Consider the following 22,869-nt stretch of genomic DNA (forward strand, 5'->3'; position numbering starts at 1 on the left):
CCACGTCCCGGTGGATCCCCGCGACTATCCATCAGCCTGTGACCCGGGTCACGCTTGCGTACGTTTCGTTCACGGCCGAGGCCTGCCGGGGCGTGCCGGGCGTGAAGAGGTGTGCCGAGGTGTGCCGGGGTCTTCCGGGGTGTTCGTCTCGGTCGAGGAACGATTCGGGCACGCGGCTGCGGGCCCGCCCGCGGGGCCAGGCACACTGGCTCGCATGCGTCTCCCCCTTCCCCGGCCCCGCAGCCTCGCAGGTCAGCTCTTCGCGATGCAGGTCGTGCTCGTGGCCGCCGTCGTCGCGGGGTGCGCGGTCTTCGCGTACGTGACGGACCGCGCCCAGGCGGAGGAGACCGCGCGCCGGCAGTCGACGGCGACCGCGACGGCCGTCGCCGAGTCGCCCGCCGTGGTGGCGGCGGCGCGTGCGGCGGGCTCCGTGGACCCGACGCCGGCGCTCCAGCCGTACGCGGAGGCGCTGCGGCAGCACGCGGGCGTCACGTTCGTGGTGATCATGGCGCCGGACGGGACGCGCTGGACGCACCCGGAACCGGCGCAGATAGGCCGTACGTACCTCGGGCACATCGACCGGGCGGTGCGCGGCGAGACGTTCTCCGAGATCCACATGGGCGTGCTCGGCCCCTCGGTGCGCACGGTCGCGCCGGTCTTCGACGACCGCGACCACGGGCGGGTGATCGCCCTGGTGAGCGCCGGGATCACCATCGACAGGATCAGCGAGCAGGTGCGCGAGCAGGTCGCGGCGCTGCTCGGGACGGCGGGCGGGGCACTGGCGCTCGGCGGCGCGGGCACGTACGTGATCAACGCGCGGCTCCGCCGGCACACCAAGGGCATGAACGCGACCGAGCTGAGCCGGCTGCACGACTACCACGAGGCCGCGCTGCACGCCGTGCACGAGGGCCTGGTGATGCTGGACGGGCAGCGGCGGATCGCGCTGATCAACGACGGGGCGCGGGAACTGCTGGGCCTGGCCGGCGACGTGGTGGGCCGGTCGGCGGCGGAGCTGGGGCTTCCGGCGCCGCTGACCGGTGCGCTGCTGTCCTCGGGGCCGCGGGTGGACGAGCTGCACCTGACGGACGAGCGGGTCCTCGTCGTCAACACCCGGCCGGTGGTGGGCGGCGAGCGCCGCGGCACCGTGGTCACGCTGCGGGACCGCACCGAACTCCAGGCGCTGTCGGGCGAGCTGGACTCGGAGCGCGGCTTCACGGAGGCCCTGCGCTCCCAGGCGCACGAGGCGGCGAACCGGCTGCACACCGTGGTCTCGCTGATCGAGCTGGGCCGCGTCGAGGAGGCGGTCGGCTTCGCCACGGCCGAACTGGAACTGGCCCAGGCCCTGACCGACCGCGTGGTGACCGCGGTCGCCGAACCGGTCCTCGCCGCCCTCCTCCTCGGCAAGGCGGCCCAGGCCAACGAGCGCGGCGTCGAACTGACCCTGACGGACACCAGCCGCATCGACGACGGCGTCCTGCCGGTCTCGCTGCCCTCCCGCGACCTGGTCACCATCCTCGGCAACCTCGTCGACAACGCGGTGGAGGCGGCGAGCCCGGCGGACCTGCGGACCCCGGGGCTCGCGGACGGGCCCGGGCCGGACGGGCCCGCCCTGGGCGAGTCCGCCGGCCTCCCGGGTGACGTCAGGTGCGCGCGGGTCACGGTGACCGCGCTCGCCGAGGGCGGCGAGCTGCTGCTCCAGGTCGGGGACAGCGGGCCGGGCGTCCGGCCCGAGGACCGCGCCGCGGTCCTGGACCGCGGCTGGTCCACCCGCGGCCCGGGCCGCGGCCTCGGCCTCGCCCTGGTCCAGCAGGCCGTCACCCGCGCCTCCGGCACCCTGACGCTGGCCGAATCGCCCCTGGGCGGCGCGGAGTTCACCGTACGCCTGCCGCTCGGCGGCCCCGTGGCGGCCGGATCCGGCGCCGGGCACACGGCCGCCGTCCGGTCCGACCGCGTGGAGGTGGGCGCGTGAGCCGGCGAGGCGAGGGCATCCGGGTGCTGGTGGTCGAGGACGATCCCGTCGCCGCCGACGCGCACGCGCTGTACGCGGGGCGGGTGGACGGCTTCCAGGTGGTCGGCGTGGCGCACTCGCGGGCCGCGGCGGTGCGGCTGCTCGACCGGGTGCCGGTGGATCTGATCCTGCTCGATCTGTATCTGCCGGACGGGCACGGGCTGCAGCTGCTGCGGGCGCTGCGCGCCGCCGGGCACGCGGCGGACGTGATCGCGGTGACCTCGGCGCGTGACCTGGCGATCGTGCGGGAGGGCGTGTCGCTCGGCGTCGTGCAGTACGTGCTGAAACCGTTCACCTTCGCGACCCTGCGCGACCGGCTCGCCCGCTACGCGGAGTTCCGGGCGGCGGCCGGCGAGGCGTCGGGCCAGGACGAGGTGGACCGGGCGCTGGCGGCGCTGCGCGCCCCGCAGCCGGCCGCGCTGCCGAAGGGTCTGAGCGGCCCCACGCTGGAGGCGGTGACCCGTGCGCTGCGGGCCGCGCCCGAGGGCCTCACCGCGGCGGAGGCGGGCACGGCCGTCGGCATCTCGCGGATCACGGCCCGCCGCTATCTTGAGCACCTGGTCACCGCGGGCCGGGCGGCCCGGGCGCCGCAGTACGGTCAGATCGGCCGCCCCGAACTCCAGTACCGCTGGCTCGCCGGCGGCAACGTGCCTGGTGACGGCGGCGCCACCCGGAGTTACTGACCGGTTCCCACGTTCCTACGACCTTTGGGTTGGGCTGAACGCACCGTAGCTAACGATCACCCTCCGCATCTAGCGTGGGCGCCGTGCACCAACCCTCTCCTCCCTTCAACGCCCTCGCCGCGCGCCGTCTGCGCGAGGGTCTCGGTATGGGCCCGGACCACGTCGCCTACGGCCTGCGGGCCCAGTACGGCCTCCACATAGCCCCCGAGACCGTCGTCGCCTGGGAGCGCGGCCGTCTCACTCCCGCCTCGCACGAGCTGACCGCCCTCGCCGGCGTGCTCTGGTGCTCCCCGGCCGAACTCCTCGCCTCGGCCACCACCCTGCGCGAGCACCGGATCGCCCGCGGCCTGGCCCCCGAGGACCTGGCCCGCCGGGTCGGCCTGGATCCCACCGCGTATCTGCGGATGGAGGAGTCCGGCCGCTGGCGCGGGAACGAGCGCCAGACCACCGCCCTCGCCCAGGCGCTCGGCCTCGGCCCGCGCGCCCTGCTCACCGCGACCGGCGGCGACGAGCGGCTGACGGAGCTGCTGCGCGACGCGGCGACCACGCGCTGGCAGGCGTACGTGAAGCCCGTGATCAAGATCCTGCCGCTGCCGAAGCCGACCGTGGAGGACGCGCTGCAGCGCCTGCACGCCGAGTACCACTCGCGGATGGCCGCCACCAGCAGCTGGGGCGCCTCGGGCTCGACGGGCGACGCGGGACGCACGTACCTCGACGAGATCACCGACCACTTCTGGGCGATCGTCGCGCCGTAGCCGGCCCGCGCCCGAGACCGCGCACCGGCCTCTCTACATTGGGCGCGTGACCCGACACATACCTTTCCAGCGGCTCCACAACTTCCGTGACCTGGGCGGCTATCGAACCGCCGACGGCGGGAGCGTGCGGTGGGCGACCCTCTACCGTTCCGACTCCCTCGCCAAACTCGCCGGCCCCGGCCCCGACGCGCGCGCCGATCTGGAGCGCTTCCGGGAGCTGGGCATCGCCACCGTGATCGACCTGCGCTATCCGTGGGAGATCGAGGCCAAGGGCCGGCTGCCCGCGACCGAACCGCAGACCTGGCACAACCTGAGCATCGAGCACCGGCCGTACGACCAGGCCGAGATCGATCCGGACCTCGACCCCTGGCGCTACCTCGCCGACCGCTTCGCCGAGGTCGCCCTCGACGGCGCCGCCGAACTGCGCGAGGCCCTGGAGATCATCGCGGCGGCCGAGGGCCCGCTGGTCTTCCACTGCGCCTCCGGCAAGGACCGTACGGGTCTGCTCGCCGCCCTCGTCCTCGCCCTGCTCGGCGTCCCGGACGAGGAGATCCTCGCCGACTTCGCGCTGACCGAGCTGGCCACCGAGCGGCTGGTCGCCGACTGGAAGGCGGCCCACCCGGGCCGCGAGCTGCGCTGGCCCGGCTACGGCCGGGCACCCGCCGAGATCATGCGGCTCGTCCTCGCGGACCTCCGGGCGCGGTACGGCTCCGTGCACGCGTACGCCACCGGGCACGTGGGCCTGGACCCGGCGGTCGTCACGGCGCTGCGGGCCCGGCTCGTCGAGCCCGCCTAGGCGGGGCCCGCGCGGTCGAAGCTGAAGAGCTGGCCCCGGGCGTCGGCCGCGCAGGGTGCCTGGGCCAGGCGGGCCCATTCGGCGCGCGTGTCGCCGACGACGGTGACGCAGCTGCCGGCGGTCGCGGAGCCGGCCGGGACGATGCGGTAGCCGGTGACCGGGCTGCCGTACGGCTCCAGGGTGAAGCGCTCGACGCGGGTCGGGTCGCCGCACTCGGAGTCCTCGAACGCGGCGTCGGGGATCCGGCCGCCGGACGGGATGCCGGAGCAGCCGGGGCCGTAGTCCGGATGGTGCGAGACGATCCGCCACTCGGCGCCGCCGAGTCGTTCCAGCTCGTAGCGGGGCACGTCGGCGCCGGCGCAGGCCCGCTGGTGGATCTGGCCGCTGCGGCCGCCGCGCCGCTCGTTCAGGCAGAGGCCGGAGGCGATGACCCGGATCCGGACCGGGCCGTCGGCGGGCGCGGTGAGCACGGGCGGGCGGCGGTGGGCGGGGTGGTCGTCGCGGACGAAGGCGATGACGCTCACGGTCGCGATGACGAGGGCGGCCACCGCGACCGCCGCGACGGCGATCCGCCGCAGCCGGGCCCGCGGCCCACCGTCGGACCCTTGCCCGTCGCCGCCGTCGTCCTCGCTCTCGTCGTCCGCCCCGTCCGCCCCGTCCGCCTCGCCCCGGTCCGGTCCGTCCGGCTTGTACACGCCCCGGACCGCGAGTTCCTTGCGTACGGTCTGCCACTCCCGCGCCTGCGCCGGCCCCACTCCGCACGCGCGCAGGAAGGCGGCCAGCAGTTCCTCGCGCGGGACGGTGGTGCGGGCCAGCATGTTGGCCACGGTGGAGCGGGGCAGCACGTCGCCCACCGCCTCGGCGCGCGCGGTCAGCTCGCGGTAGGTCAGGCCGGACCGGTCCTTCAGCTCCTGGAGCCGGGCGATGAATCCGGCCGGATCGCGGGCCTCTCCCGGGTCGGGAGCCCTCTCCCCCGTCGCCATGCGCGCCATCCCCTCGCTCCGGCCTGGCCCGGACCGGGTGTGGGACATGTCCGGGACACGCCCAAGCCTTGTTGACCGCGGCTCCGGGCTCAAGCATGGATTCGGCCCCGATCCTCCACGGGGGGACGATCGGGGCCGCGTACGGGATGCCGTCGGCGTGGCCGGGTCAGAAGACCGACTCGGCCTCGCGCATCCGGTCCTCGGGGACGGTCTTGAGCTGGGTGACGGCCTCGGCCAGCGGGACCATCTGGACGTCGGTGCCGCGCAGGGCGGTCATCCGGCCGAAGTGGCCCTGGTGCACGGCCTCCACCGCGTGCCAGCCGAAGCGGGTGGCGAGCACCCGGTCGTACGCCGTCGGGGTGCCGCCGCGCTGGACGTGACCGAGGATGACGGGGCGGGCCTCCTTGCCGAGGCGCCGCTCCAGCTCGTAGGCGAGGGCGGTGCCGATGCCCTGGAAGCGCTCGTGGCCGAACTGGTCGATCTCGCCCTTGCCGTAGTCCATGGTGCCGTCGGCCGGGTGCGCGCCCTCGGCGACGCAGATGACGGCGAACTTCTTGCCGCGGGCGAAGCGTTCCTCGACCAGCTTGACCAAGTCGGCCGGGTCGAAGGGCCGTTCCGGCAGGCAGATGCCGTGGGCTCCGCCGGCCATGCCGGACTCCAGGGCGATCCAGCCGGCGTGCCGGCCCATGACCTCGACGACCATCACGCGCTGGTGGGACTCGGCGGTGGTCTTGAGCCGGTCCATCGCCTCGGTGGCCACGGTGACGGCGGTGTCGAAGCCGAAGGTGCGGTCGGTGGAGGAGATGTCGTTGTCGATGGTCTTGGGGACGCCGACGACGGGGACGCCGGCCTCGGAGAGCATCCGCGCGGCGGTGAGCGTGCCCTCGCCGCCGATGGGGATCAGCGCGTCGAAGCCGCTCTTCTCGATCAGTTCCTTGGCGTTGTCGCAGGCGGCGCGGAAGCGGGCGCGCTCGAGGCGGGAGGAGCCGAGGATGGTGCCGCCGCGGGCGAGGATGCCGCTGACCGCGTTTAGGTCGAGGGAGCGGTAGCGTCCGTCGAGCAGGCCCGCGTAACCGTCCTCGAAGCCGATGACCTCGTCGCCGTAGTGCGTCACGGCCCGGTGCACGACCGACCGGATCACTGCGTTCAGGCCCGGACAGTCGCCGCCTGCGGTGAGAACTCCGATGCGCATCGTGCTCTGTCTCCTGCTCGGTAGTGGTACGTGTGAGCCTTGTCGATTCTCACACGTCCGCGGGTGCCGTCGCGCTCGCGGACGTGCCGCGGGCCGGGCCCCGCCGGGCCTCGCGGGGCCTTTGGTCCCGGCGTTCCGGGCCCTTCGTCCAGCGGGCGTCGTATCCAGCCCCGGGGGTATTGTCAAGAGGGCAATGCCACCCTATCGGTGGTTTTTGAACACACTCGATTGACCTTCGAAGGACACAGGAGACGACGGCGTGACGCGCAGCGTGTACGTGACCGGGATCGACCGCGGAGACGGCCGCCAGGTCGTCGAGCTGGGAGTCATGGAGCTCCTCACCCGCCAGGTGGACCGGGTGGGAGTGTTCCGGCCGCTGGTGCACGACGGGCCCGACCGGCTGTTCGACCTGCTGCGCAGCCGCTACCGCCTCTCGCAGGACGCCTCCACCGTCTACGGCATGGACTATCACGAGGCCTCGTCGCTCCAGGCCGAGCGCGGCACCGACGAGCTGGTCTCCCGGCTCGTGGACCGCTTCCACGCCGTCGCCCGGGACTACGAGGTCGTGCTCGTCCTCGGCACCGACTTCGCCGCCACCCAGCTGCCCGACGAGCTGGCGCTCAACGCCCGGCTCGCGAACGAGTTCGGCGCCTCGGTGATCCCGGTGGTCGGCGGCAAGGACCAGACGCCCGAGTCGGTGCGCGCCGAGGCCCGCAACGCCTTCCGCGCCTACGACGGCCTCGGCTGTGACGTGCTCGCGATGGTGGTCAACCGGGTCGCGGTGGACGACCGGGCCGCGCTCGCCGAGCGGCTCGCCGCCCGGCTGCCCGTGCCCTGTTACGTCCTGCCCGACGACCCGGCCCTCGCCGCGCCGACCGTCGCCCAGATCACCCACGCGCTCGGCGCCTCCGTCGTCCTCGGCGACGACTCCGGTCTCGCCCGCGACGCGCTCGACTTCGTCTTCGGCGGCGCGATGCTGCCGAACTTCCTCAACGCGCTGACGCCCGGCTGTCTGGTGGTGACGCCCGGCGACCGGGCCGACCTGGTGGTCGGCGCGCTCGCCGCGCACTCGGCCGGCACCCCGCCCATCGCCGGCGTGCTGCTCACCCTGAACGAGCGGCCCAGCGAGGAGATCCTCACCCTGGCCGCCCGGCTCGCGCCGGGCACGCCGGTCATCTCCGTCCCCGGCACCAGCTTCCCGACGGCCGCCGAACTCTTCGCCCTCGAAGGCGAGTTGAACGCGGCGACACCGCGCAAGGCGGAGACCGCGCTCGGCCTCTTCGAGCGCCATGTCGACACCGCCGAACTGCTCGGGCGCCTCTCGGTGGCCCGCAGCGGCCGGGTCACGCCGATGATGTTCGAGCACGAGCTCCTGGAGCAGGCCCGGGCCGACCGCCGCCGGGTGGTGCTGCCCGAGGGCACCGAGGAGCGGGTGCTGCGCGCCGCCGACGTGCTGGTCCGCCGTGACGTCTGCGACCTGACCCTGCTCGGCGACGTGGAGGCGATCCGCAAGAAGGCCGCCGACCTGAGCGTGAACCTGGGCGGGACGCAGCTGATCGACCCGCAGACCTCGGAGCTGCGGGACGCGTTCGCCGAGAAGTACGCGCGGCTGCGCGCCCACAAGGGCGTCACCGTGGAGCTCGCGTACGACGTGGTGTCGGACGTGAACTACTTCGGCACCCTGATGGTCGAGGAGGGCCTGGCCGACGGCATGGTGTCGGGCTCGGTGCACTCCACGGCCGCGACGATCCGCCCCGCCTTCGAGATCATCAAGACCAAGCCGGACGCCTCGATCGTCTCCTCGGTGTTCTTCATGTGCCTGGCCGACAAGGTGCTCGTGTACGGCGACTGCGCGGTCAACCCGGACCCGGACGCCGAGCAGCTCGCGGACATCGCCGTGCAGTCGGCGGCCACCGCCGCCCGCTTCGGTGTCGAGCCGCGGATCGCGATGCTCTCCTACTCCACCGGCACCTCCGGCTCCGGCGCGGACGTCGACAAGGTGCGCGAGGCGACCAAGCTGGTCCGCGAGAGCCGGCCGGAGCTGCGGATCGAGGGCCCGATCCAGTACGACGCGGCCGTCGAGCCCTCCGTGGCGGCGACCAAGCTGCCCGGCTCGGAGGTGGCGGGCCAGGCGAGCGTGCTGATCTTCCCGGACCTCAACACCGGCAACAACACCTACAAGGCCGTGCAGCGCTCGGCCGGCGCGGTCGCCGTCGGCCCGGTGCTGCAGGGTCTGCGCAAGCCCGTGAACGACCTCTCGCGCGGCGCGCTCGTCAGCGACATCGTCAACACGGTCGCCATCACCGCGATCCAGTCCCAGGTTCCCGCCGCCCCGGCCGCACCCGCCGCACCCGCCGCACCCGCCGCACCCGCCCAGGAGCTTCCCGCATGACCGGCACTCCCACCCGCGTCCTCGTCCTCAACTCCGGCTCCTCGTCGGTGAAGTACCAGCTGCTCGACATGAGGGACAGCAGCCGGCTCGCGGTCGGCCTGGTCGAGCGGATCGGCGAGCAGACCTCGCGGCTGGTGCACACGCCGCTGCAGGGCGGCGGTGGCGTCCGGCGCGAGAAGAGCGGGCCGATCGCCGACCACGCGGCGGCCCTGAAGGCGGTCGCCGAGGAGCTGGCGGCGGACGGCCTCGGCCTGGACTCCCGCGAGCTGGCCGCGATCGGCCACCGCGTGGTGCACGGCGGGCTGCGCTTCACCGCGCCGACCGTGATCGACGACGAGGTGCTCGCCGAGATCGAGCGGCTCGTCCCGGTGGCCCCGCTGCACAACCCGGCGAACCTCACCGGCATCCGTACGGCGACGGCGCTGCGCCCCGACCTGCCGCAGGTGGCCGTCTTCGACACCGCCTTCCACACCACGATGCCGGAGTCGGCGGCGCGCTACGCGATCGACGTGGAGACGGCGGACGCGCACCGGATCCGCCGCTACGGCTTCCACGGCACCTCGCACGCGTACGTCTCGCGGGAGGCGGCGCGGCTGCTCGGCAAGGCGCCCGAGGAGGTGAACGTGATCGTGCTGCACCTGGGCAACGGGGCCTCCGCCTCGGCGGTGGCCGGCGGGCGGTGCGTGGACACCTCGATGGGTCTGACGCCGCTGGAGGGCCTGGTCATGGGCACCCGCTCGGGCGACGTCGACCCGGCGGTGACCTTCCACCTCAAGCGGGTGGCGGGGATGTCGGCGGACGAGATCGACACCCTGCTGAACAAGAAGTCCGGTCTGGTCGGGCTGTGCGGCGACAACGACATGCGGGAGATCCGGCGCCGGATCGACGAGGGTGACGAGCGGGCGGCGCTGGCCTTCGACATCTACGTGCACCGCCTGAAGAAGTACATCGGGGCGTACTACGCGGTGCTCGGCCGGGTGGACGCGGTGGTGTTCACGGCGGGGGTCGGCGAGAACGCGGCGCCCGTGCGGGAAGCTGCCGTCGCGGGCCTGGAGGAGCTGGGCCTGGCGGTGGACGCCGACCTGAACGCGGTGCGGTCCGACGAGGCCCGGATCATCTCGCCGGACTACGCGCGGGTGGCGGTCGCCGTGGTGCCGACGGACGAGGAGCTGGAGATCGCCCGACAGAGCTACGCGCTCGTGCGCGATCTCGACCACCCGAAGTGAACGCCTGAGCGGCACCGCGCCCATTTGTACATTCCACCAGACGGAATATTCCGCAGTGAAACAAACCGATAGGATCCGCCTCATGCGCCGTTCCAAAATCGTCTGCACGCTGGGCCCCGCCGTCGACTCCTATGAGCAGCTGAAGGCTCTCATCGAGGCCGGCATGAACGTGGCCCGATTCAACATGAGCCACGGAACCCAGGCAGAGCACCAGGAGCGGTACGACCGTCTCCGCAGGGCGGTGGCGGACACCGGCCGCGCCGTCGGCGTGCTCGCCGACCTCCAGGGCCCGAAGATCCGTCTGGAGACCTTCGCCGAGGGCCCGGTCGAGCTGGTGCGCGGTGACGAGTTCACCATCACCACCGACGACGTCCCCGGTGACAAGTCCATCTGCGGCACCACGTACAAGGGCCTGCCGGGCGACGTCTCGAAGGGCGACCAGGTCCTGATCAACGACGGCAACGTCGAGCTGCGGGTCGTGGAGGTCGAGGGCCCGCGGGTCAAGACCGTCGTCATCGAGGGCGGTGTCATCTCCGACCACAAGGGCATCAACCTGCCCGGCGCGGCGGTCAACGTCCCGGCCCTGTCCGAGAAGGACGTCGAGGACCTCCGCTTCGCGCTGCGCATGGGCTGCGACATGGTGGCCCTGTCCTTCGTGCGCGACGCCAACGACGTCAAGGACGTCCACAAGGTGATGGACGAGGAGGGCCGCCGGGTCCCCGTCATCGCCAAGGTGGAGAAGCCGCAGGCGGTCGAGAACATGGCGGACGTCGTCGCCGCCTTCGACGCCGTCATGGTGGCCCGTGGCGACCTCGCCGTGGAGTACCCGCTGGAGCGCGTCCCGATGGTGCAGAAGCGCCTCGTGGAGATGTGCCGCCGCAACGCCAAGCCGGTCATCGTCGCCACCCAGATGATGGAGTCGATGATCACCAACTCCCGGCCGACCCGCGCCGAGGCGAGCGACGTCGCCAACGCGATCCTGGACGGCGCGGACGCGGTCATGCTGTCCGCCGAGTCCTCGGTCGGCGCCTACCCGATCGAGACCGTCAAGACGATGTCGAAGATCGTCTCGGCGGCCGAGGAGGAGCTGCTCTCCAAGGGCCTCCAGCCGCTGGTCCCGGGCAAGAAGCCGCGCACCCAGGGCGGCTCGGTCGCCCGTGCGGCCGCCGAGATCGCCGACTTCCTCGGCGGCAAGGCGCTGGTCGCCTTCACCCAGTCCGGCGACACCGCCCGCCGGCTGTCCCGCTACCGCGTGGAGCAGCCGATCCTGGCCTTCACGACGGACGAGTCGACCCGCAACCAGCTCACGCTGAGCTGGGGCGTCGAGCCCTTCCTCGCCCCGTTCGTGGACAACACCGACGCGATGGTCGACCTGGTCGACGCGGAGCTGGCGAAGATGCAGCGCTTCAACGCCGGCGACGTCATGGTCATCACCGCCGGCTCGCCCCCCGGCGTCCCCGGCACCACCAACATGGTGCGGGTGCACCACCTGGGCGGCGCGGGCCGCGACTGACCCGGCCGGGCACGACGTACGACGAAGCCCCCGTCCCTCCTCGGAGGGGCGGGGGCTTCGCCTTGTGCGGCTCCCGGAGTGGTCCCGGTGGCCCTCAGGGCCGTACGCGGCTCAGCTGGGCTCGATCGTGTTGCGCAGGCCCGGCACCTTGAGCGTGCCGCCGAACTGGCCGGCCTGCTTCACCGTGGCGTTGGAGAAGAAGGCGAAGGGCACGTTGAGCGGCGGCGGGGTCTCGGGGCTGAAGGTGACCGGGATGAGGCCGAAGAGGTTGCCCTTCAGCTCCTCCGTGTACATGGTCACCGTGCCGTGCCGGATCGTGGACGTCGAGCCCTTGTCGGAGCGGACGTGGCCGGTCAGGCCGTCGGAGTGCACGGTCAGCTGGTGCAGGTCCTTGATGTCCACCTCGTCCGCGGTGAACTTGAGGACCTTCTTGATCTTCCCGCTGCCGGTCTTCACCTCGACGATGCCCTTGTAGTCGAGGCCCCGCAGGGTGAGCAGCGAGGTCTCGAGCCGCCACGGCTCGTCCGGCAGCAGCGGCAGTCCGGGCTCCAGGTCCGCGGCGGCGAGCGCCTCCGGGTCGGGCTCGGGGCACGGGAAGCGCGGCTTGGCGCCGTCGGGTATGTCCTCGTCCTTCTTGGCGTCGAGGCCCTTGGCGGAGTCGGCGAGCTCCTCGGTGGTGGCGCCGGCCTTGTCGGCGGCGGCCTTGATGGCGTCCTTGGTCTTGTCGACCGGGTCGTCGTCCGAGGTGCCGGTCTTCGGCGGCGTCGTCTGCTTCGGGGCGTCCGGGGTGTCCGGGCTGCCGGTGCCGGCCGTCGGCTTCGGTGCGGGTGCCTGGGTCGCGGGCGGCTCGGTCGCGGTCGGGGACGGGGCGGGCGGCGTCGTCTTCGTGCCGCCGAACAGGTCCTTGAGCGCGTCGCCGACGCCCAGCGGGTCGAGCGGGTTGACCGACTTGGTGGGCGTCGGGGCCGGCTTGGGCGCGGTGGTCGCGCCGGGAGCGGGCGCCTGGGCCGTCGCCGGCTTCTGGCCCGTCGCGCCGGAGGTCTCCGTCGGCTTGGGCGTGGCGGTCGCGGAGGACTCCGGACCGGGCGTGCCGGCCGGGGTGTCCGTCGCGCTCGGGGTCGCCGTCGGCCGGGGGCTCTTGGTGGCGTCGGGCGTGGCCGTCTCCTCGGCCGTCGGCTCGTCCGAGCGCGTGACGCACGGGCCGGGGGCGAAGGGGATGTCCTTGCTGTCGTCGGCGAGGGCGAGCCGGGGTGCCAGGCCCATGCCCACGAGCACCGCGGTGGGCATGGCCGCGAGGGCCATCGCCTTGCCTGCGGGGACGTGGATCTTGTTCAGGAAGGACTTGCGGGGGGCCGCGTGGCGCGGTCCTCTCGCCGTCCCTTCCGACTGAAGTTCGTCACCCCGCACTGTGCCTCCCGCCGTTGGCTTCGATCGTCGTCCCGGCCACCGGCGCCTCGGACCCCTGCGGCGGGATCACGGGCCGCGTCGTGCCGTCGTGCATGTGCTCGCCCGGGGCGGTCTGGGCCTCGGTGTACCCGGCCTTCTCCGGCGCCTCCTCGGTCTCCTCGGGCTCCTCGGTCTCTTCCGCGGCCGGCGCGGCCGGGGCCCACGAGGCGGACATGCCGCCGCCGACGAGGGCGAAGAGGAAGCCGACGACGAGTCCGCCGAAGTTCGACACGGGGATGGAGATGAGCCCGAGGACGATCGCCGCGACACCCGCGAAGACCCGGACGACGGGCTGGAACCACATCGTCAGGCCGAGCGTGACGAGCAGGACACCGATGATCAGCGCACCGGCGCCGGCCGTCGTCGCCATGGCGAGCGTCATGTTGCCGAGGCGCATGTCCCCGTACGGGAGGTAGGCGATCGGTACGCCGCCGAGCATGGTGAACAGGCCCGCCCAGAAGGGCCGGGTCTGGCGCCAGACACGGAACCGGTTCTCCTGGGGGACTCCGCTGGAAGCAGTGGACTCGGCGCTCATGGAAACAGCTCCCTGAAAGCGGTGTTGCTGAGAAGAGATGTGAGGAAATGCCGCGGACGGCCGCGGGTGGGGGCCGCTCGCACGGCCCCGCACCCTGGGCGTCAGTCCTGGACGGACCTCGGCGTCAGAAGCACTCGACCTTGCCGCGGTGCAGCGACAGGTCGAGGTCGGGCAGCTTGAAGGTGCCGGCGGTGGTCGCCCACGCCTTCTGCTCGACGTTGCTGAGCTTCGCCGTCTCGGCGCGCTGGCCGAAACCGTACGGGTTGGCCTTGGTGTTCGGCTGGATGCCCGGCTTGCCCGGCGACTTGGCCAGGTTGCCCGCGGCGACACCGATGTCGATGTTGCCGAACTCGGCGTCGGTCTTCAGCGAGGAGACATCCAGGTAGATGTTCTTCGCGTAGACCTTCTTCGAGTCGTCCTTGGCGCCCTCGGTGCCGGCCTTGAGCTGCAGCGTCACGTCGCCGACGAACGGGACGTTCGGCGTCACCACGGACTGGCACATGTTGGTGATCCAGGCCTCGGAGAAGCCGGAGACCGCGACCGGAGCCGCGAAGTCCTTGCCCTCGAGGTCCTTGCCGGCGTCAACGCTGCCGTACTGGACGAAGTCGTTGCCGACGAGGCTGTCGGCCTTCACCTTGAACTCCTGGCCGGAGATGCTGAAGGACGCGGCGAGCGCGCCCTGAGCCAGGCCGACACCGATCGCGGCCGTCGCGGCCACGCTCGGCACCATGACGACGGCGAACCGCTTCCATCTGGTCCCGCCACGAACCTGGGACTTCATGAGAATTCCTCCTTCTCGGACGTACATCTCCGGATGGGCCCAGGGCCCGTCCTGGGATGGGAGAAGTGCTACGTCCTCGGGAAGGAGAGCGCCGAGGGCTCAGGCGGCACGACGCGCGTCCGAATCACCGGCGATCACCCCCGAGCGACAACCACTGGCCGCGCGGTGGGCGCGGCCGGATTGGACAGGCCCTGCCGGTGAGAGCAGGAACCCCCCTGTCCACGACCGGCGGCGGGGCCGCCGGCCCGCTCGGTGGGGACCCTTCGCCGCGCGCAGTCGGCGGGTGTGCCGGGCTGGTGCGGTGTCGGACCGAGCGTCGCCGATCGTGGTCCATTACGGGCGCCCGCACAAGGGGGTTCGTTACTGGCTAGTAACGGCCCGATAACCACGGGACGACACCCCGGTACCGGGCGGCAACGCAGGGTGCCGCCGGGTGGCGCGACAAAGGGTGATGAGGAAGGAGAAATGCGGACAGAAATCCGGGTTCGATTTACTGCAAGTAACAGCAGCCGCGATTACCAAGTTTTGGTAAAACGCGGCTGCCGATTGTCACTGTGTCGCCAAATCGTCCCGGGCCGGAAGGCCCGGGCGACGCGATCCGGTCAGAACAGCACCCGGGCCAGCGCCTGCCGGGCCGCGGTCACCCGCGGGTCCTCGGGGCCGATCACCTCGAACAGCTCCAGCAGCCGCAGCCGCGCCCGGTCGCGCTCCTCGCCCACGGTGCGGCGCACCGTCTCCACCAGCCGCCCGAAGGCGTCCTGGACATGACCGCCCACCAGATCGAGGTCGGCGGCGGCGATCTGGGCGTCGACGTCGGCCGGGTCGTCGGCCGCGTTCTTGCGCACCTGGGCCGGGTCCGCCGTCTGCACCCGGGCGAGCAGCTCGGCCTGGGCGAGACCGAGCTTGGCCTCCGGGTGCTCCGGGTCGTCGGCGAGCACGTTCTTGTACGCCTGGACGGCGCCGGCCAGGTCGCCCGCGTCGAGCGCGGACATGGCCGCCTCCAGCAGGGCGTCGTACGGGCCGGCCTGCACCGGCGCCGGGGCGCCCGGGTCGGCGTCGGCGTCCACCTGGAGACCGGTGAGGCCGAAGCGCTCCTCGGCGACCTGGACCAGCTGGTCGAGGGTCTGGCGGATCTGCGCCTCGGGGGCCGCGCCCTGGAAGAGCGGCAGCGCCTGACCGGCGACCACCGCGAAAACGGCCGGAATTCCCTGGATGCCGAACTGCTGCATCAGCATCTGGTTGGCGTCGACGTCGACCTTGGCGAGCAGGAAGCGGCCGTTGTACTCGACGGCGAGGCGCTCGAGGAGGGGGCCGAGCTGCTTGCAGGGCTCGCACCACTCGGCCCAGAAGTCGATGACGACCGGGACCTCGGCGGACCGCTGGAGCACATCGCGCTCGAAGCCCGCCTCGTCGACGTCGATCACCAGGGCGGAGGGTGCGACGGCGGCCGTCCCGCCGTGCCGGGCGGCCTCGGCGCGCGCCTGCTCCGCCTTCGCCTTGGCCTCGCCGGCCGCCTTCACCGCGGCGAGGTCGACGACGCCGCTCATGGACATGTTTCGGGGCTGCATGCCTACATCCTCCCCCCTCCGCGCGCGTAACAGGCAAGCCATGGCCGAACCCTGCCGTCCGCGGGCGGGACGACACGGTCCACTGTTCGGGTGCGCCGGGTCCCCACCCGGCGCGGTGGTTGTCGCGAGGGGCCGGTGAAGCCTTTCGCTACGGGTCGTAGCGTAATGGCGGCGGGGCCGGAGGGGAGGCGAACGGTCACGTGAACTGGCTCACATCACCGGACTCTGGCGCAATACCTACTGACGGGTATGGTCGAGCCCCATGTGTAGCCGCACCCGTTCCCGCAGTCGAACCGGACGCCCCCGTTCCGCAGAGGCCGACACGGCCATCCTGGAGGCGACCCGGGCGGCTCTGGTGGAACTGGGCTGGTCGAAGCTGACCATGGGCGACGTGGCGACCAGGGCCAAGGTGGCCAAGACCACCCTCTACCGGCGCTGGGGCAACAAGAACGAACTGGTCGTGGACGCCGTCGCCGTCCTCTTCGACGAACTCGAACTGCCCGACCTCGGTTCCCTCCAGGCCGACATCGAGAACGTCGTCCTGCAGTTCGCGGCGCTCCTCGAACGCCCCGAGACCAAGACCGCCCTGATGGCCGTGGTCGCCGAGTCCACCCGCGACGAGCCGCTGCGCGAACGCATCCGCGCCTCGATCGTCGACCGCCAGAAGCGGCTGGTCCTGGAGGGCCGCCAGCGCGCCCAGGCGCGCGGCGAACTCCCCGAGGAGCGCGACCCGTCGACCGTGGCGGCCGTCGACGACCTGATCTTCGACGTGGTCGCGGGCGCGGTGGTGCACCGCGCGCTGGTGAGCGCCGAACCGGTCGACGAGGCGTGGGTGCAGCGCCTGACCGCACTGCTGCTCGGCGGGCTCGCGGCGGCGGCCGACTCCTGACGAGCGGCTCCCGACAGGCGACGGGCGAAGGGCCCGCGGACGCGGCGAGGCCGCCGTACGGAACGAGGAGCGTCCCGTACGACGGCCTGACGGAGACCGGCGGCGCGTCAGAAGCCGGCCGGCTCCACGTAGACGCCCCACTCCTCGCGCAGCACGTCGCAGATCTCGCCGAGCGTGGCCTCCGCGCGGACCGCGTCGAGCATCGGCGCGATCATGTTGGAGCCGTCCCGGGCCGCCGCCAGCATGGCGTCCAGGCAGGCCTTGACCTTGGCCTCGTCACGGCGGCCCTTGCGGTCGCCGAGGACGCGGACCTGCTCCCACTCGACCTCGTGGCTGACCCGCAGGATCTCCAGGTCGCCGGTGACCGAGCCGTGGTGCACGTTGACGCCGACGACCCGCTTCTCGCCCTTCTCCAGGGCCTGCTGGTAGCGGAAGGCCGACTCGGCGATCTCGCCGGTGAACCAGCCGTCCTCGATGCCGCGCAGGATGCCGGAGGTGATCGGGCCGATCGGGTGCTTGCCGTCCGGGTGGGCGCGCAGTCCGCGCTCCTTGATCTGCTCGAAGATCTTCTCGGCGTCGGCCTCGATCCGGTCGGTGAGCTGCTCGACGTACCAGGAGCCGCCCAGCGGGTCGGCCACGTTGGCCACGCCGGTCTCCTCCATGAGCACCTGCTGGGTGCGCAGCGCGATCTCGGCGGCCTGCTCGCTGGGCAGCGCGAGCGTCTCGTCGAGGGCGTTGGTGTGCAGCGAGTTGGTGCCGCCGAGCACGGCCGCGAGGGCCTCGACCGCGGTCCGTACGACGTTGTTGTACGGCTGCTGGGCGGTCAGCGAGACACCGGCGGTCTGGGTGTGGAAGCGGAGCCACTGCGCCTTGTCGGTCTTGGCGCCGTAGACCTCCTTCATCCAGCGGGCCCAGATCCGGCGGGCGGCGCGGAACTTGGCGATCTCCTCGAAGAAGTCCACGTGGGCGTCGAAGAAGAACGACAGGCCCGGCGCGAAGACGTCCACGTCCAGGCCGCGGGACAGGCCGAGCTCGACGTAGCCGAAGCCGTCGGCGAGGGTGTACGCGAGCTCCTGCGCGGCCGTCGCCCCGGCCTCGCGGATGTGGTAGCCGGAGACCGACAGGGGCTTGTACGCGGGGATGCTCGCCGCGCAGTGCTCCATCAGGTCGCCGATCAGGCGCAGGTGCGGCTCGGGCGGGAAGAGCCACTCCTTCTGCGCGATGTACTCCTTGAAGATGTCGGTCTGCAGCGTGCCGTTGAGGACCGCCGGGTCGATGCCCTGGCGCTCGGCGGCGACCAGGTACATGCAGAAGACGGGGACGGCGGGGCCGGAGATCGTCATCGAGGTCGTGACGTCGCCGAGCGGGATGTCCTTGAAGAGGACCTCCATGTCGGCGGCGGAGTCGATGGCGACGCCGCAGTGGCCGACCTCGCCGAGCGAGCGCGGGTCGTCGGAGTCGCGGCCCATGAGGGTCGGCATGTCGAAGGCGACCGAGAGGCCACCGCCGCCGGCGGCCAGGATCATCTTGTAGCGCTCGTTGGTCTGCTCGGCGTTGCCGAAGCCGGCGAACTGGCGGATGGTCCAGGTCCGGCCGCGGTATCCGGTCGGGTGCAGACCGCGGGTGTAGGGGTACTCACCGGGCCAGCCGATGCGCTCGAACCCCTCGTAGGTGTCCCCGGGCCGCGGCCCGTAGACCGGCTCCACGGGGTCGCCGGAGAGCGTGGTGAAGTCGGCGTCGCGCTTGCGGGCCTTGTCGTAACGGGCCTGCCAGCGACGGCGGCCTTCCTCGATGGCGTCAGCGTCCATACCTTCGAATTTACTAGGACGTCCTAGTAAATGTCGATGGGAAACCCCCGCACATCCGTGCGGGGGTGAATCCTCAGGCCTCGACCGGCTCCGGCTCCTCGGCGCTGACCAGCGGAAGCGTCTCGCGGGTCACCTTGCGCTCGACGAAGAACGCGGCGGTCGGAATCGTCCCGGCGAGCAGCACCCACAGGAGCTTGCCGACCGGCCACTTGGCCTTGGAGCCCAGGTCGAAGGCGAAGACCAGATAGATGATGTAGAGGAAGCCGTGGGCCTGGGAGACCGCGAAGGTCAGGTCCTCGCCGACGCCGAAGCCGTACTTGGCGACCATGCACGCGGACATGATGAGGAGCATGACCGCGGTCACGTACGCCATGACGCGGTAGCGGGTCAGCACGCTGGATTTCATGGCTACGAGCGTAACGGCACGTTCCGGGCGATCTTCCGCCGGGGCCGCCCGCTCTGCGGGCCCGCTCAGCCCTCGTCGAAGTCGTGCGCCGCGACCCGCAGCGGCCGCAGCATCGCGAAGATCTCGGCGCACTCCTCCGCGTCGTAGGCGCCGAGCCCGAAGTCCATCGCCATCAGGTCGCGGGTGGCGGCCTCGACCACCTCGCGGCCCTTCTCGGTGATCGAGGCGAGGGTGCCGCGGCCGTCGTTCGGGTTGGGCCGCTTGTCGACCAGCCCGGACCGCACCAGACGGTCGACGGTGTTGGTGACCGAGGTGGGATGGACCATGAGCCGCTCGCCGATCTTGGACATCGGCAGCTCGCCGGCCTTGGAGAAGGTCAGCAGCACCAGCGCCTCGTAGCGGGCGAAGGTCAGCCCGTACGGCTTGACCACGGCGTCCACCTCGGCCAGGAGGATCTGGTGGGCGCGCATGATCGAGGTGATCGCGGCCATCGAGGGCACCGGGCCCCAGCGCTTCTGCCAGAGTTCGTCGGCGCGGGCGATCGGATCGAAGGGGAGACTGAGCGGCTTCGGCACGCGTCGACCTTACCCACTGGTCATATGACGGTCAGCCGCGTCTCGCCTTTCGGTCGCCCGCACTTCCAGGGCCAGCAGGACCAGTGCGAGCGTGCCGACGACGCCGGTGCCGGCCACGACCACGTGCACGGCGGCGAACTCGGCGGCGACGCCGGCCGCGGCCATGCCGACGCCCTGCGCGGTCATCATGCCCGCGGTCATCAGCGTCATCGCCCGTCCCCGCCCGTCCTCGGGCACGGCGGCGACGAACCAGGCGTCCAGACCGAGGGTGTACGCACCGGTGGCGCCGGCCAGGAAGAGCGCCAGGGCCGCCACGGCGACGCCCGGCGCGACGGCGTACAGCAGGAACGGCAGCACGCCGGTGACGACGAGCGGGAGCACGATCCGCGCCCGCGCGGCCGCGCCCAGGGCGGACCCGGCGAGCAGCTCGCCGCCGATCGTGCCCACCGGCAGCGCGCACATCAGCAGGCCGAGGGCCGCGGTGGAGACGCCGATCTCGTCCGCGTACGGCGCGGCGAGCGCCTCGGGCACGACGGCGAACAGCGGCGGCACCCAGAACATCAGCATCAGCGCGCGGATCCGCCGGTCCCGCAGCACGCCCCAGGTGGCACGCAGCCCCTCGCGCCGGCCGCCGGCGGCGGCCCGGGCGGGACGGCGGACGGTGCCGAAGCGGATCAGCAGCGCGGAGGCGGCGAAGGTGGCGGCGGTGATCACGAGGGCGCCGCGCGGCGGGACGACGGTGAGCAGCAGGCCGCCCACCGCGAAGCCGGCGAGCAGGGCGCTCTGCGAGACGATCCGCAGCAGGGACCGGCCGAGGACGAACAGGTCGCCCTCGCCGAGGATGTCGGCGAGCGTGGCCGTGCGGGTGCCCTGGAACACGGGCGAGACGACGGCGACGGCGCAGCGGAGCACGAGCAGCGCGGCGACGGGAGTGCCGGGCGCGACCATCAGCGCGACGCAGCCGGCGCAGATCAGGTCGCAGACGACGAGGATCCGCCGCGGCGGGACCCGGTCGGCGGCGCCGGCGAGCAGGGTGCCGCCGAGGAGGTAGGGCAGGAAGCCGAGCGCGAAGGTGAGCGAGGACATCAGCGGCGAGCGCGTCAGGTCGTAGACGAGGACGGTGAGCGCGAGCTCGCTGACGACGACGCCGAGGAGCGAGAAGAGGTGGGCGACGAAGACGATGCGGAACTCGCGTACGGCGAAGACGGCGTGGTAGCCGGGTGAGGCGTCCGGCGGCGCCGGCACCGCCGCGCCCGCCCGGGTGTCGTTCGGGGACATGGCAGGCAGCGTGCCCGGGCCCGGGTGCCCGCTCTAGACTTTCGGCTCCAGCCGAAAGTCGGGAGCCTGCGCGTGCCGTACCACCTGCACTTCGGGGAGGCCGATCCGCTGCGGATCCGGTTCGCGATCTCGCCGCTGTGGGAGACGCACAGCGCGGTGCGGGTGCTCGCGCGGCCGCGGAAGCAGGGCTATCACCTGCCCTGGCTGCGGCGGATCGCCGCGGCGGCCAAGAGCGTGGACCTGGCGCCGTTGCAGCTGCTGATGCCGCTCCAGGGCCACAGCCCGGACTGTCTCTATCCGCCGCCGATCGGGCCCGCCGCCACCTTCGAGGAGGAGCTCGCGGCCGTACGGCGGACGCCTCCCGCCCTGGCCGCCGACGACTTCGCGCGGGCGCTCGCCGAGACGCCGGGCGCGGCCGGCAGCCCGGAGGGCCGGCGGATGCTCGCGGATCCGGCCGGCTCGCTGGAACGCCTCGCGGACCTGCTGGAGCGGGCCTGGGAGGTGCTGATCGCGCCGGAGTGGCCGCGGCTGCGCGCGCTTCTGGAGGCGGACGTGGCCTACCACTCGCGGCGCCTCGCGGAGGGCGGTCTGGAGCGGCTGCTCGCCGAGCTGCACCCGGCGTTCGGCTGGGCCGAGGACACCGCGACGCTCACCGTCGACTATCACGGCGAGCACGCCCGCGCCCTGGCCGGCCAGGGCCTGGTCCTGGTGCCCTCGGTCTTCATCTGGCCGGACGTGGTGAGCGGCTTCGACCCGCCGTGGCAGCCGACGGTGGCGTATCCGGCGCGGGGCATCGGCGGGCTGTGGACCGAGCCGCGCGAGCGGACGCCCGAGGCGCTCGCCCGGCTCCTCGGCCGGGCCAGGGCCGACGTCCTGTGCGCCCTCGACGAGCCGGCCGGCACCTCGGCGCTCGCGCACCGCCTCGGCCTCGCCCCGTCCTCCGTCTCCGCCCACCTGTCCACCCTGCGCGCCGCCGGCCTGCTGACCTCCCGCCGCTACGGCCACCAGGTGCTGTACGAGCGGACGCCGCTGGGCATCACCCTGGCGGCCTGCTAGCCGAGTCCGCCCGGCGCAGGGCGTGCCGGACGGTCGTGCGGACGACCGCCGGCGTCCCGTCGAGCGCGGCGAGCAGCCTGCCGAGGTGTTCGAGCGCGTCGAGAGCCGCGCCGGCGCCGGCCGGGTCGACTCCCTCGTACAGCTCGAGGCCGACGAAGGAGGCGGCGACCGCCCGGGCGAGGCCGGCCGGGTCGGCGAGCCCGTCGAGCGGGCCGTCGGCGAGCACCCGCCGCAGCACCTGCTCGATCTCCTCGATCCACAGGTCGAGCCCGGCGGCCGTGGCGGGCGCGAGCCGCGGGCAGGCCTGCGCCCCGGCCAGCAGCTGCGCGAGCACGGCGACATGTCCGCCCGCCCGCTCCTCGGCGTGCATCTCCCGCCCGAACGCCAGGAGTTCGGAGAGGCTGCCGATCGCCTGCAGCCGCGGCCGGTAGCGGGCGACCCGCTGCTCGGAGCCGTACCGGCAGGCCGCGGCGAGGAGCTCGTCCACCGAGCCGAAGTGATAGAAGACCAGCGCCTGGTTGACCCCGGCGGCCGCGGCCACGGACCGCGCCGAGGTCTTGGCGATGCCCTGCTCGACGAGGGTGCGCAGCGCGCCGTCCAGGAGCCTCAGCCGGGTGTCCTCGGCGCTCACGGCCGGGCCTCCTCGCGGACGGGGCACGGGCCCGGGGCGAGGAACGGGGCCAGGAACGGGGCCAGGACCGGGGCGAGGAAAGAACGCGGCGGCTCGGCCTGGGGCCGCTCGGGCGCGGCGTCGCGCGGGGCGGTGCGGAAGACCGACGCGAAGGCTCGGTCGCCGCCGGCTCGGTGGCGCTCCCCCGCGGAGACACCGGCGCCGGCGACGACCGGGAAGGGGTCCAGGTCGGTGCCCATGCGCGCCTCGACGTAAAGCCTCACGAGTCGGCCCCCCTCCCCGTCTTGAGCAACCGCTCAAAACGGCGCCTGGGCAGGACGATAGCGGTTTTTGATCGATCGCTCAAGA

Annotated in this window: 21 protein-coding genes; 9 read left to right on the forward strand and 12 right to left on the reverse strand. The window is 72.8% G+C overall.

Features of this window, described 5'->3' with window-relative positions:
- Positions 1-214: 214 nt before the first annotated feature.
- The 4 genes from ACIGO8_RS01420 to ACIGO8_RS01435 all read left to right on the forward strand — a co-directional run bounded on the left by ACIGO8_RS01420 (position 215) and on the right by ACIGO8_RS01435 (position 4,242).
- The gene (locus tag ACIGO8_RS01420; RefSeq protein WP_399722613.1) at positions 215-1,969 is read left to right on the forward strand and encodes an ATP-binding protein; all 1,755 of its coding nucleotides are present in this window, start codon (positions 215-217) and stop codon (positions 1,967-1,969) included.
- Positions 1,966-2,691, forward strand: coding sequence for a response regulator (locus ACIGO8_RS01425; RefSeq protein WP_399722615.1), 726 nt, complete (start codon positions 1,966-1,968; stop codon positions 2,689-2,691). The genes ACIGO8_RS01420 and ACIGO8_RS01425 overlap by 4 nt, the downstream gene beginning before the upstream one ends.
- A gap of 146 nt (positions 2,692-2,837) precedes the next feature.
- Complete coding sequence (locus tag ACIGO8_RS01430) at positions 2,838-3,446, forward strand: helix-turn-helix domain-containing protein (RefSeq protein WP_399724242.1); 609 nt, start codon at positions 2,838-2,840, stop codon at positions 3,444-3,446.
- Positions 3,447-3,492: 46 nt separating this feature from the next.
- Entirely contained in the window at positions 3,493-4,242 is a 750-nt protein-coding gene (locus tag ACIGO8_RS01435) for a tyrosine-protein phosphatase (protein ID WP_399722617.1), read from the forward strand.
- Here the strand turns inward: ACIGO8_RS01435 and ACIGO8_RS01440 are convergent.
- Positions 4,239-5,225: a helix-turn-helix domain-containing protein gene (locus ACIGO8_RS01440; protein WP_399722618.1), complete on the reverse strand. Its 987-nt coding sequence runs from the start codon at positions 5,223-5,225 to the stop codon at positions 4,239-4,241. The two genes, ACIGO8_RS01435 and ACIGO8_RS01440, sit on opposite strands and share 4 nt — an antisense overlap.
- Positions 5,226-5,391: 166 nt before the next feature.
- Positions 5,392-6,417 carry an ATP-dependent 6-phosphofructokinase gene (locus ACIGO8_RS01445; protein ID WP_399722620.1) on the reverse strand — a complete coding sequence of 342 codons (1,026 nt, stop codon included), beginning with the start codon at positions 6,415-6,417 and terminating at the stop codon, positions 5,392-5,394.
- A gap of 259 nt (positions 6,418-6,676) precedes the next feature.
- Here ACIGO8_RS01445 and pta point away from each other — a divergent pair, with 259 nt between their 5' ends.
- The 3 genes from pta (at position 6,677) to pyk (ending at position 11,548) form a co-directional block, all read left to right on the forward strand.
- Positions 6,677-8,809, forward strand: a complete 2,133-nt coding sequence (gene pta / locus ACIGO8_RS01450; protein WP_399722621.1) for a phosphate acetyltransferase — start codon at positions 6,677-6,679, stop codon at positions 8,807-8,809.
- Positions 8,806-10,035: an acetate kinase gene (locus ACIGO8_RS01455; RefSeq protein WP_399722623.1), complete on the forward strand. Its 1,230-nt coding sequence runs from the start codon at positions 8,806-8,808 to the stop codon at positions 10,033-10,035. The genes pta and ACIGO8_RS01455 overlap by 4 nt, the downstream gene beginning before the upstream one ends.
- Before the next feature lie 82 nt (positions 10,036-10,117).
- Positions 10,118-11,548, forward strand: a complete 1,431-nt coding sequence (gene pyk, locus ACIGO8_RS01460) for a pyruvate kinase (protein ID WP_399722624.1) — start codon at positions 10,118-10,120, stop codon at positions 11,546-11,548.
- 111 nt (positions 11,549-11,659) lie between these two features.
- Here the strand turns inward: pyk and ACIGO8_RS01465 are convergent, their stop codons facing one another.
- The 4 genes from ACIGO8_RS01465 to ACIGO8_RS01480 all read right to left on the reverse strand — a co-directional run bounded on the left by ACIGO8_RS01465 (position 11,660) and on the right by ACIGO8_RS01480 (position 15,878).
- On the reverse strand, positions 11,660-12,955 hold the full coding sequence (locus ACIGO8_RS01465; RefSeq protein ID WP_399722626.1) for a hypothetical protein: 1,296 nt from the start codon (positions 12,953-12,955) through the stop codon (positions 11,660-11,662).
- On the reverse strand, positions 12,945-13,529 hold the full coding sequence (locus tag ACIGO8_RS01470; RefSeq protein ID WP_399722627.1) for a DUF6114 domain-containing protein: 585 nt from the start codon (positions 13,527-13,529) through the stop codon (positions 12,945-12,947). The genes ACIGO8_RS01465 and ACIGO8_RS01470 overlap by 11 nt, the downstream gene beginning before the upstream one ends.
- Positions 13,530-13,653: 124 nt before the next feature.
- Complete coding sequence (locus ACIGO8_RS01475; protein WP_399722629.1) at positions 13,654-14,310, reverse strand: DUF6230 family protein; 657 nt, start codon at positions 14,308-14,310, stop codon at positions 13,654-13,656.
- Between the two features lie 602 nt (positions 14,311-14,912).
- Positions 14,913-15,878 (reverse strand): tetratricopeptide repeat protein, encoded by a 966-nt coding sequence (locus tag ACIGO8_RS01480; RefSeq protein ID WP_399722630.1) that lies wholly within the window; start codon positions 15,876-15,878, stop codon positions 14,913-14,915.
- A gap of 262 nt (positions 15,879-16,140) precedes the next feature.
- Here ACIGO8_RS01480 and ACIGO8_RS01485 point away from each other — a divergent pair, with 262 nt between their 5' ends.
- Positions 16,141-16,767, forward strand: a complete 627-nt coding sequence (locus ACIGO8_RS01485; protein WP_399722632.1) for a TetR/AcrR family transcriptional regulator — start codon at positions 16,141-16,143, stop codon at positions 16,765-16,767.
- 107 nt (positions 16,768-16,874) lie between these two features.
- Here ACIGO8_RS01485 and ACIGO8_RS01490 read toward each other — a convergent pair whose 3' ends face one another.
- The 4 genes from ACIGO8_RS01490 to ACIGO8_RS01505 all read right to left on the reverse strand — a co-directional run bounded on the left by ACIGO8_RS01490 (position 16,875) and on the right by ACIGO8_RS01505 (position 20,834).
- Positions 16,875-18,575 (reverse strand): methylmalonyl-CoA mutase, encoded by a 1,701-nt coding sequence (locus ACIGO8_RS01490; RefSeq protein ID WP_399722634.1) that lies wholly within the window; start codon positions 18,573-18,575, stop codon positions 16,875-16,877.
- A 73-nt stretch (positions 18,576-18,648) separates the two neighbouring features.
- Positions 18,649-18,981 carry a DUF3817 domain-containing protein gene (locus tag ACIGO8_RS01495; RefSeq protein WP_399722636.1) on the reverse strand — a complete coding sequence of 111 codons (333 nt, stop codon included), beginning with the start codon at positions 18,979-18,981 and terminating at the stop codon, positions 18,649-18,651.
- A gap of 65 nt (positions 18,982-19,046) precedes the next feature.
- On the reverse strand, positions 19,047-19,556 hold the full coding sequence (locus ACIGO8_RS01500; protein ID WP_399722638.1) for a MarR family winged helix-turn-helix transcriptional regulator: 510 nt from the start codon (positions 19,554-19,556) through the stop codon (positions 19,047-19,049).
- 9 nt (positions 19,557-19,565) lie between these two features.
- Positions 19,566-20,834 carry an MFS transporter gene (locus tag ACIGO8_RS01505; protein ID WP_399722640.1) on the reverse strand — a complete coding sequence of 423 codons (1,269 nt, stop codon included), beginning with the start codon at positions 20,832-20,834 and terminating at the stop codon, positions 19,566-19,568.
- Positions 20,835-20,906: 72 nt separating this feature from the next.
- On the opposite strand from ACIGO8_RS01505, the gene ACIGO8_RS01510 reads away from it, so the two are divergent.
- The gene (locus ACIGO8_RS01510) at positions 20,907-21,890 is read left to right on the forward strand and encodes a DUF5937 family protein (RefSeq protein WP_399722642.1); all 984 of its coding nucleotides are present in this window, start codon (positions 20,907-20,909) and stop codon (positions 21,888-21,890) included.
- Here ACIGO8_RS01510 and ACIGO8_RS01515 read toward each other — a convergent pair.
- Positions 21,871-22,521 carry a TetR/AcrR family transcriptional regulator gene (locus tag ACIGO8_RS01515; protein ID WP_399722643.1) on the reverse strand — a complete coding sequence of 217 codons (651 nt, stop codon included), beginning with the start codon at positions 22,519-22,521 and terminating at the stop codon, positions 21,871-21,873. The two genes, ACIGO8_RS01510 and ACIGO8_RS01515, sit on opposite strands and share 20 nt — an antisense overlap.
- Positions 22,518-22,784, reverse strand: coding sequence for a hypothetical protein (locus tag ACIGO8_RS01520; RefSeq protein WP_399722645.1), 267 nt, complete (start codon positions 22,782-22,784; stop codon positions 22,518-22,520). Before ACIGO8_RS01520 ends, ACIGO8_RS01515 begins: the two co-directional genes overlap by 4 nt.
- Positions 22,785-22,869: the final 85 nt, after the last annotated feature.

Origin of the sequence: Streptomyces sp. NPDC053493, assembly GCF_044544825.1 — a bacterium.
Classification (GTDB): Bacteria; Actinomycetota; Actinomycetes; order Streptomycetales; family Streptomycetaceae; genus Streptomyces.

Excerpts from the sequence above, each read along its gene's own strand:
- ACIGO8_RS01420 (WP_399722613.1), top strand. The coding sequence starts at position 215 with ATGCGTCTCCCCCTTCCCCGGCCCCGCAGCCTCGCAGGTCAGCTCTTC.
- ACIGO8_RS01430 (WP_399724242.1), top strand. The coding sequence starts at position 2,838 with ATGGGCCCGGACCACGTCGCCTACGGCCTGCGGGCCCAGTACGGCCTC.
- ACIGO8_RS01440 (WP_399722618.1), bottom strand. The coding sequence starts at position 5,225 with ATGGCGACGGGGGAGAGGGCTCCCGACCCGGGAGAGGCCCGCGATCCG.
- ACIGO8_RS01445 (WP_399722620.1), bottom strand. The coding sequence starts at position 6,417 with ATGCGCATCGGAGTTCTCACCGCAGGCGGCGACTGTCCGGGCCTGAAC.
- ACIGO8_RS01455 (WP_399722623.1), top strand. The coding sequence starts at position 8,806 with ATGACCGGCACTCCCACCCGCGTCCTCGTCCTCAACTCCGGCTCCTCG.
- pyk (WP_399722624.1), top strand. The coding sequence starts at position 10,118 with ATGCGCCGTTCCAAAATCGTCTGCACGCTGGGCCCCGCCGTCGACTCC.
- ACIGO8_RS01470 (WP_399722627.1), bottom strand. The coding sequence starts at position 13,529 with ATGAGCGCCGAGTCCACTGCTTCCAGCGGAGTCCCCCAGGAGAACCGG.
- ACIGO8_RS01475 (WP_399722629.1), bottom strand. The coding sequence starts at position 14,310 with ATGAAGTCCCAGGTTCGTGGCGGGACCAGATGGAAGCGGTTCGCCGTC.
- ACIGO8_RS01480 (WP_399722630.1), bottom strand. The coding sequence starts at position 15,878 with ATGCAGCCCCGAAACATGTCCATGAGCGGCGTCGTCGACCTCGCCGCG.
- ACIGO8_RS01485 (WP_399722632.1), top strand. The coding sequence starts at position 16,141 with ATGTGTAGCCGCACCCGTTCCCGCAGTCGAACCGGACGCCCCCGTTCC.
- ACIGO8_RS01490 (WP_399722634.1), bottom strand. The coding sequence starts at position 18,575 with ATGGACGCTGACGCCATCGAGGAAGGCCGCCGTCGCTGGCAGGCCCGT.
- ACIGO8_RS01495 (WP_399722636.1), bottom strand. The coding sequence starts at position 18,981 with ATGAAATCCAGCGTGCTGACCCGCTACCGCGTCATGGCGTACGTGACC.
- ACIGO8_RS01505 (WP_399722640.1), bottom strand. The coding sequence starts at position 20,834 with ATGTCCCCGAACGACACCCGGGCGGGCGCGGCGGTGCCGGCGCCGCCG.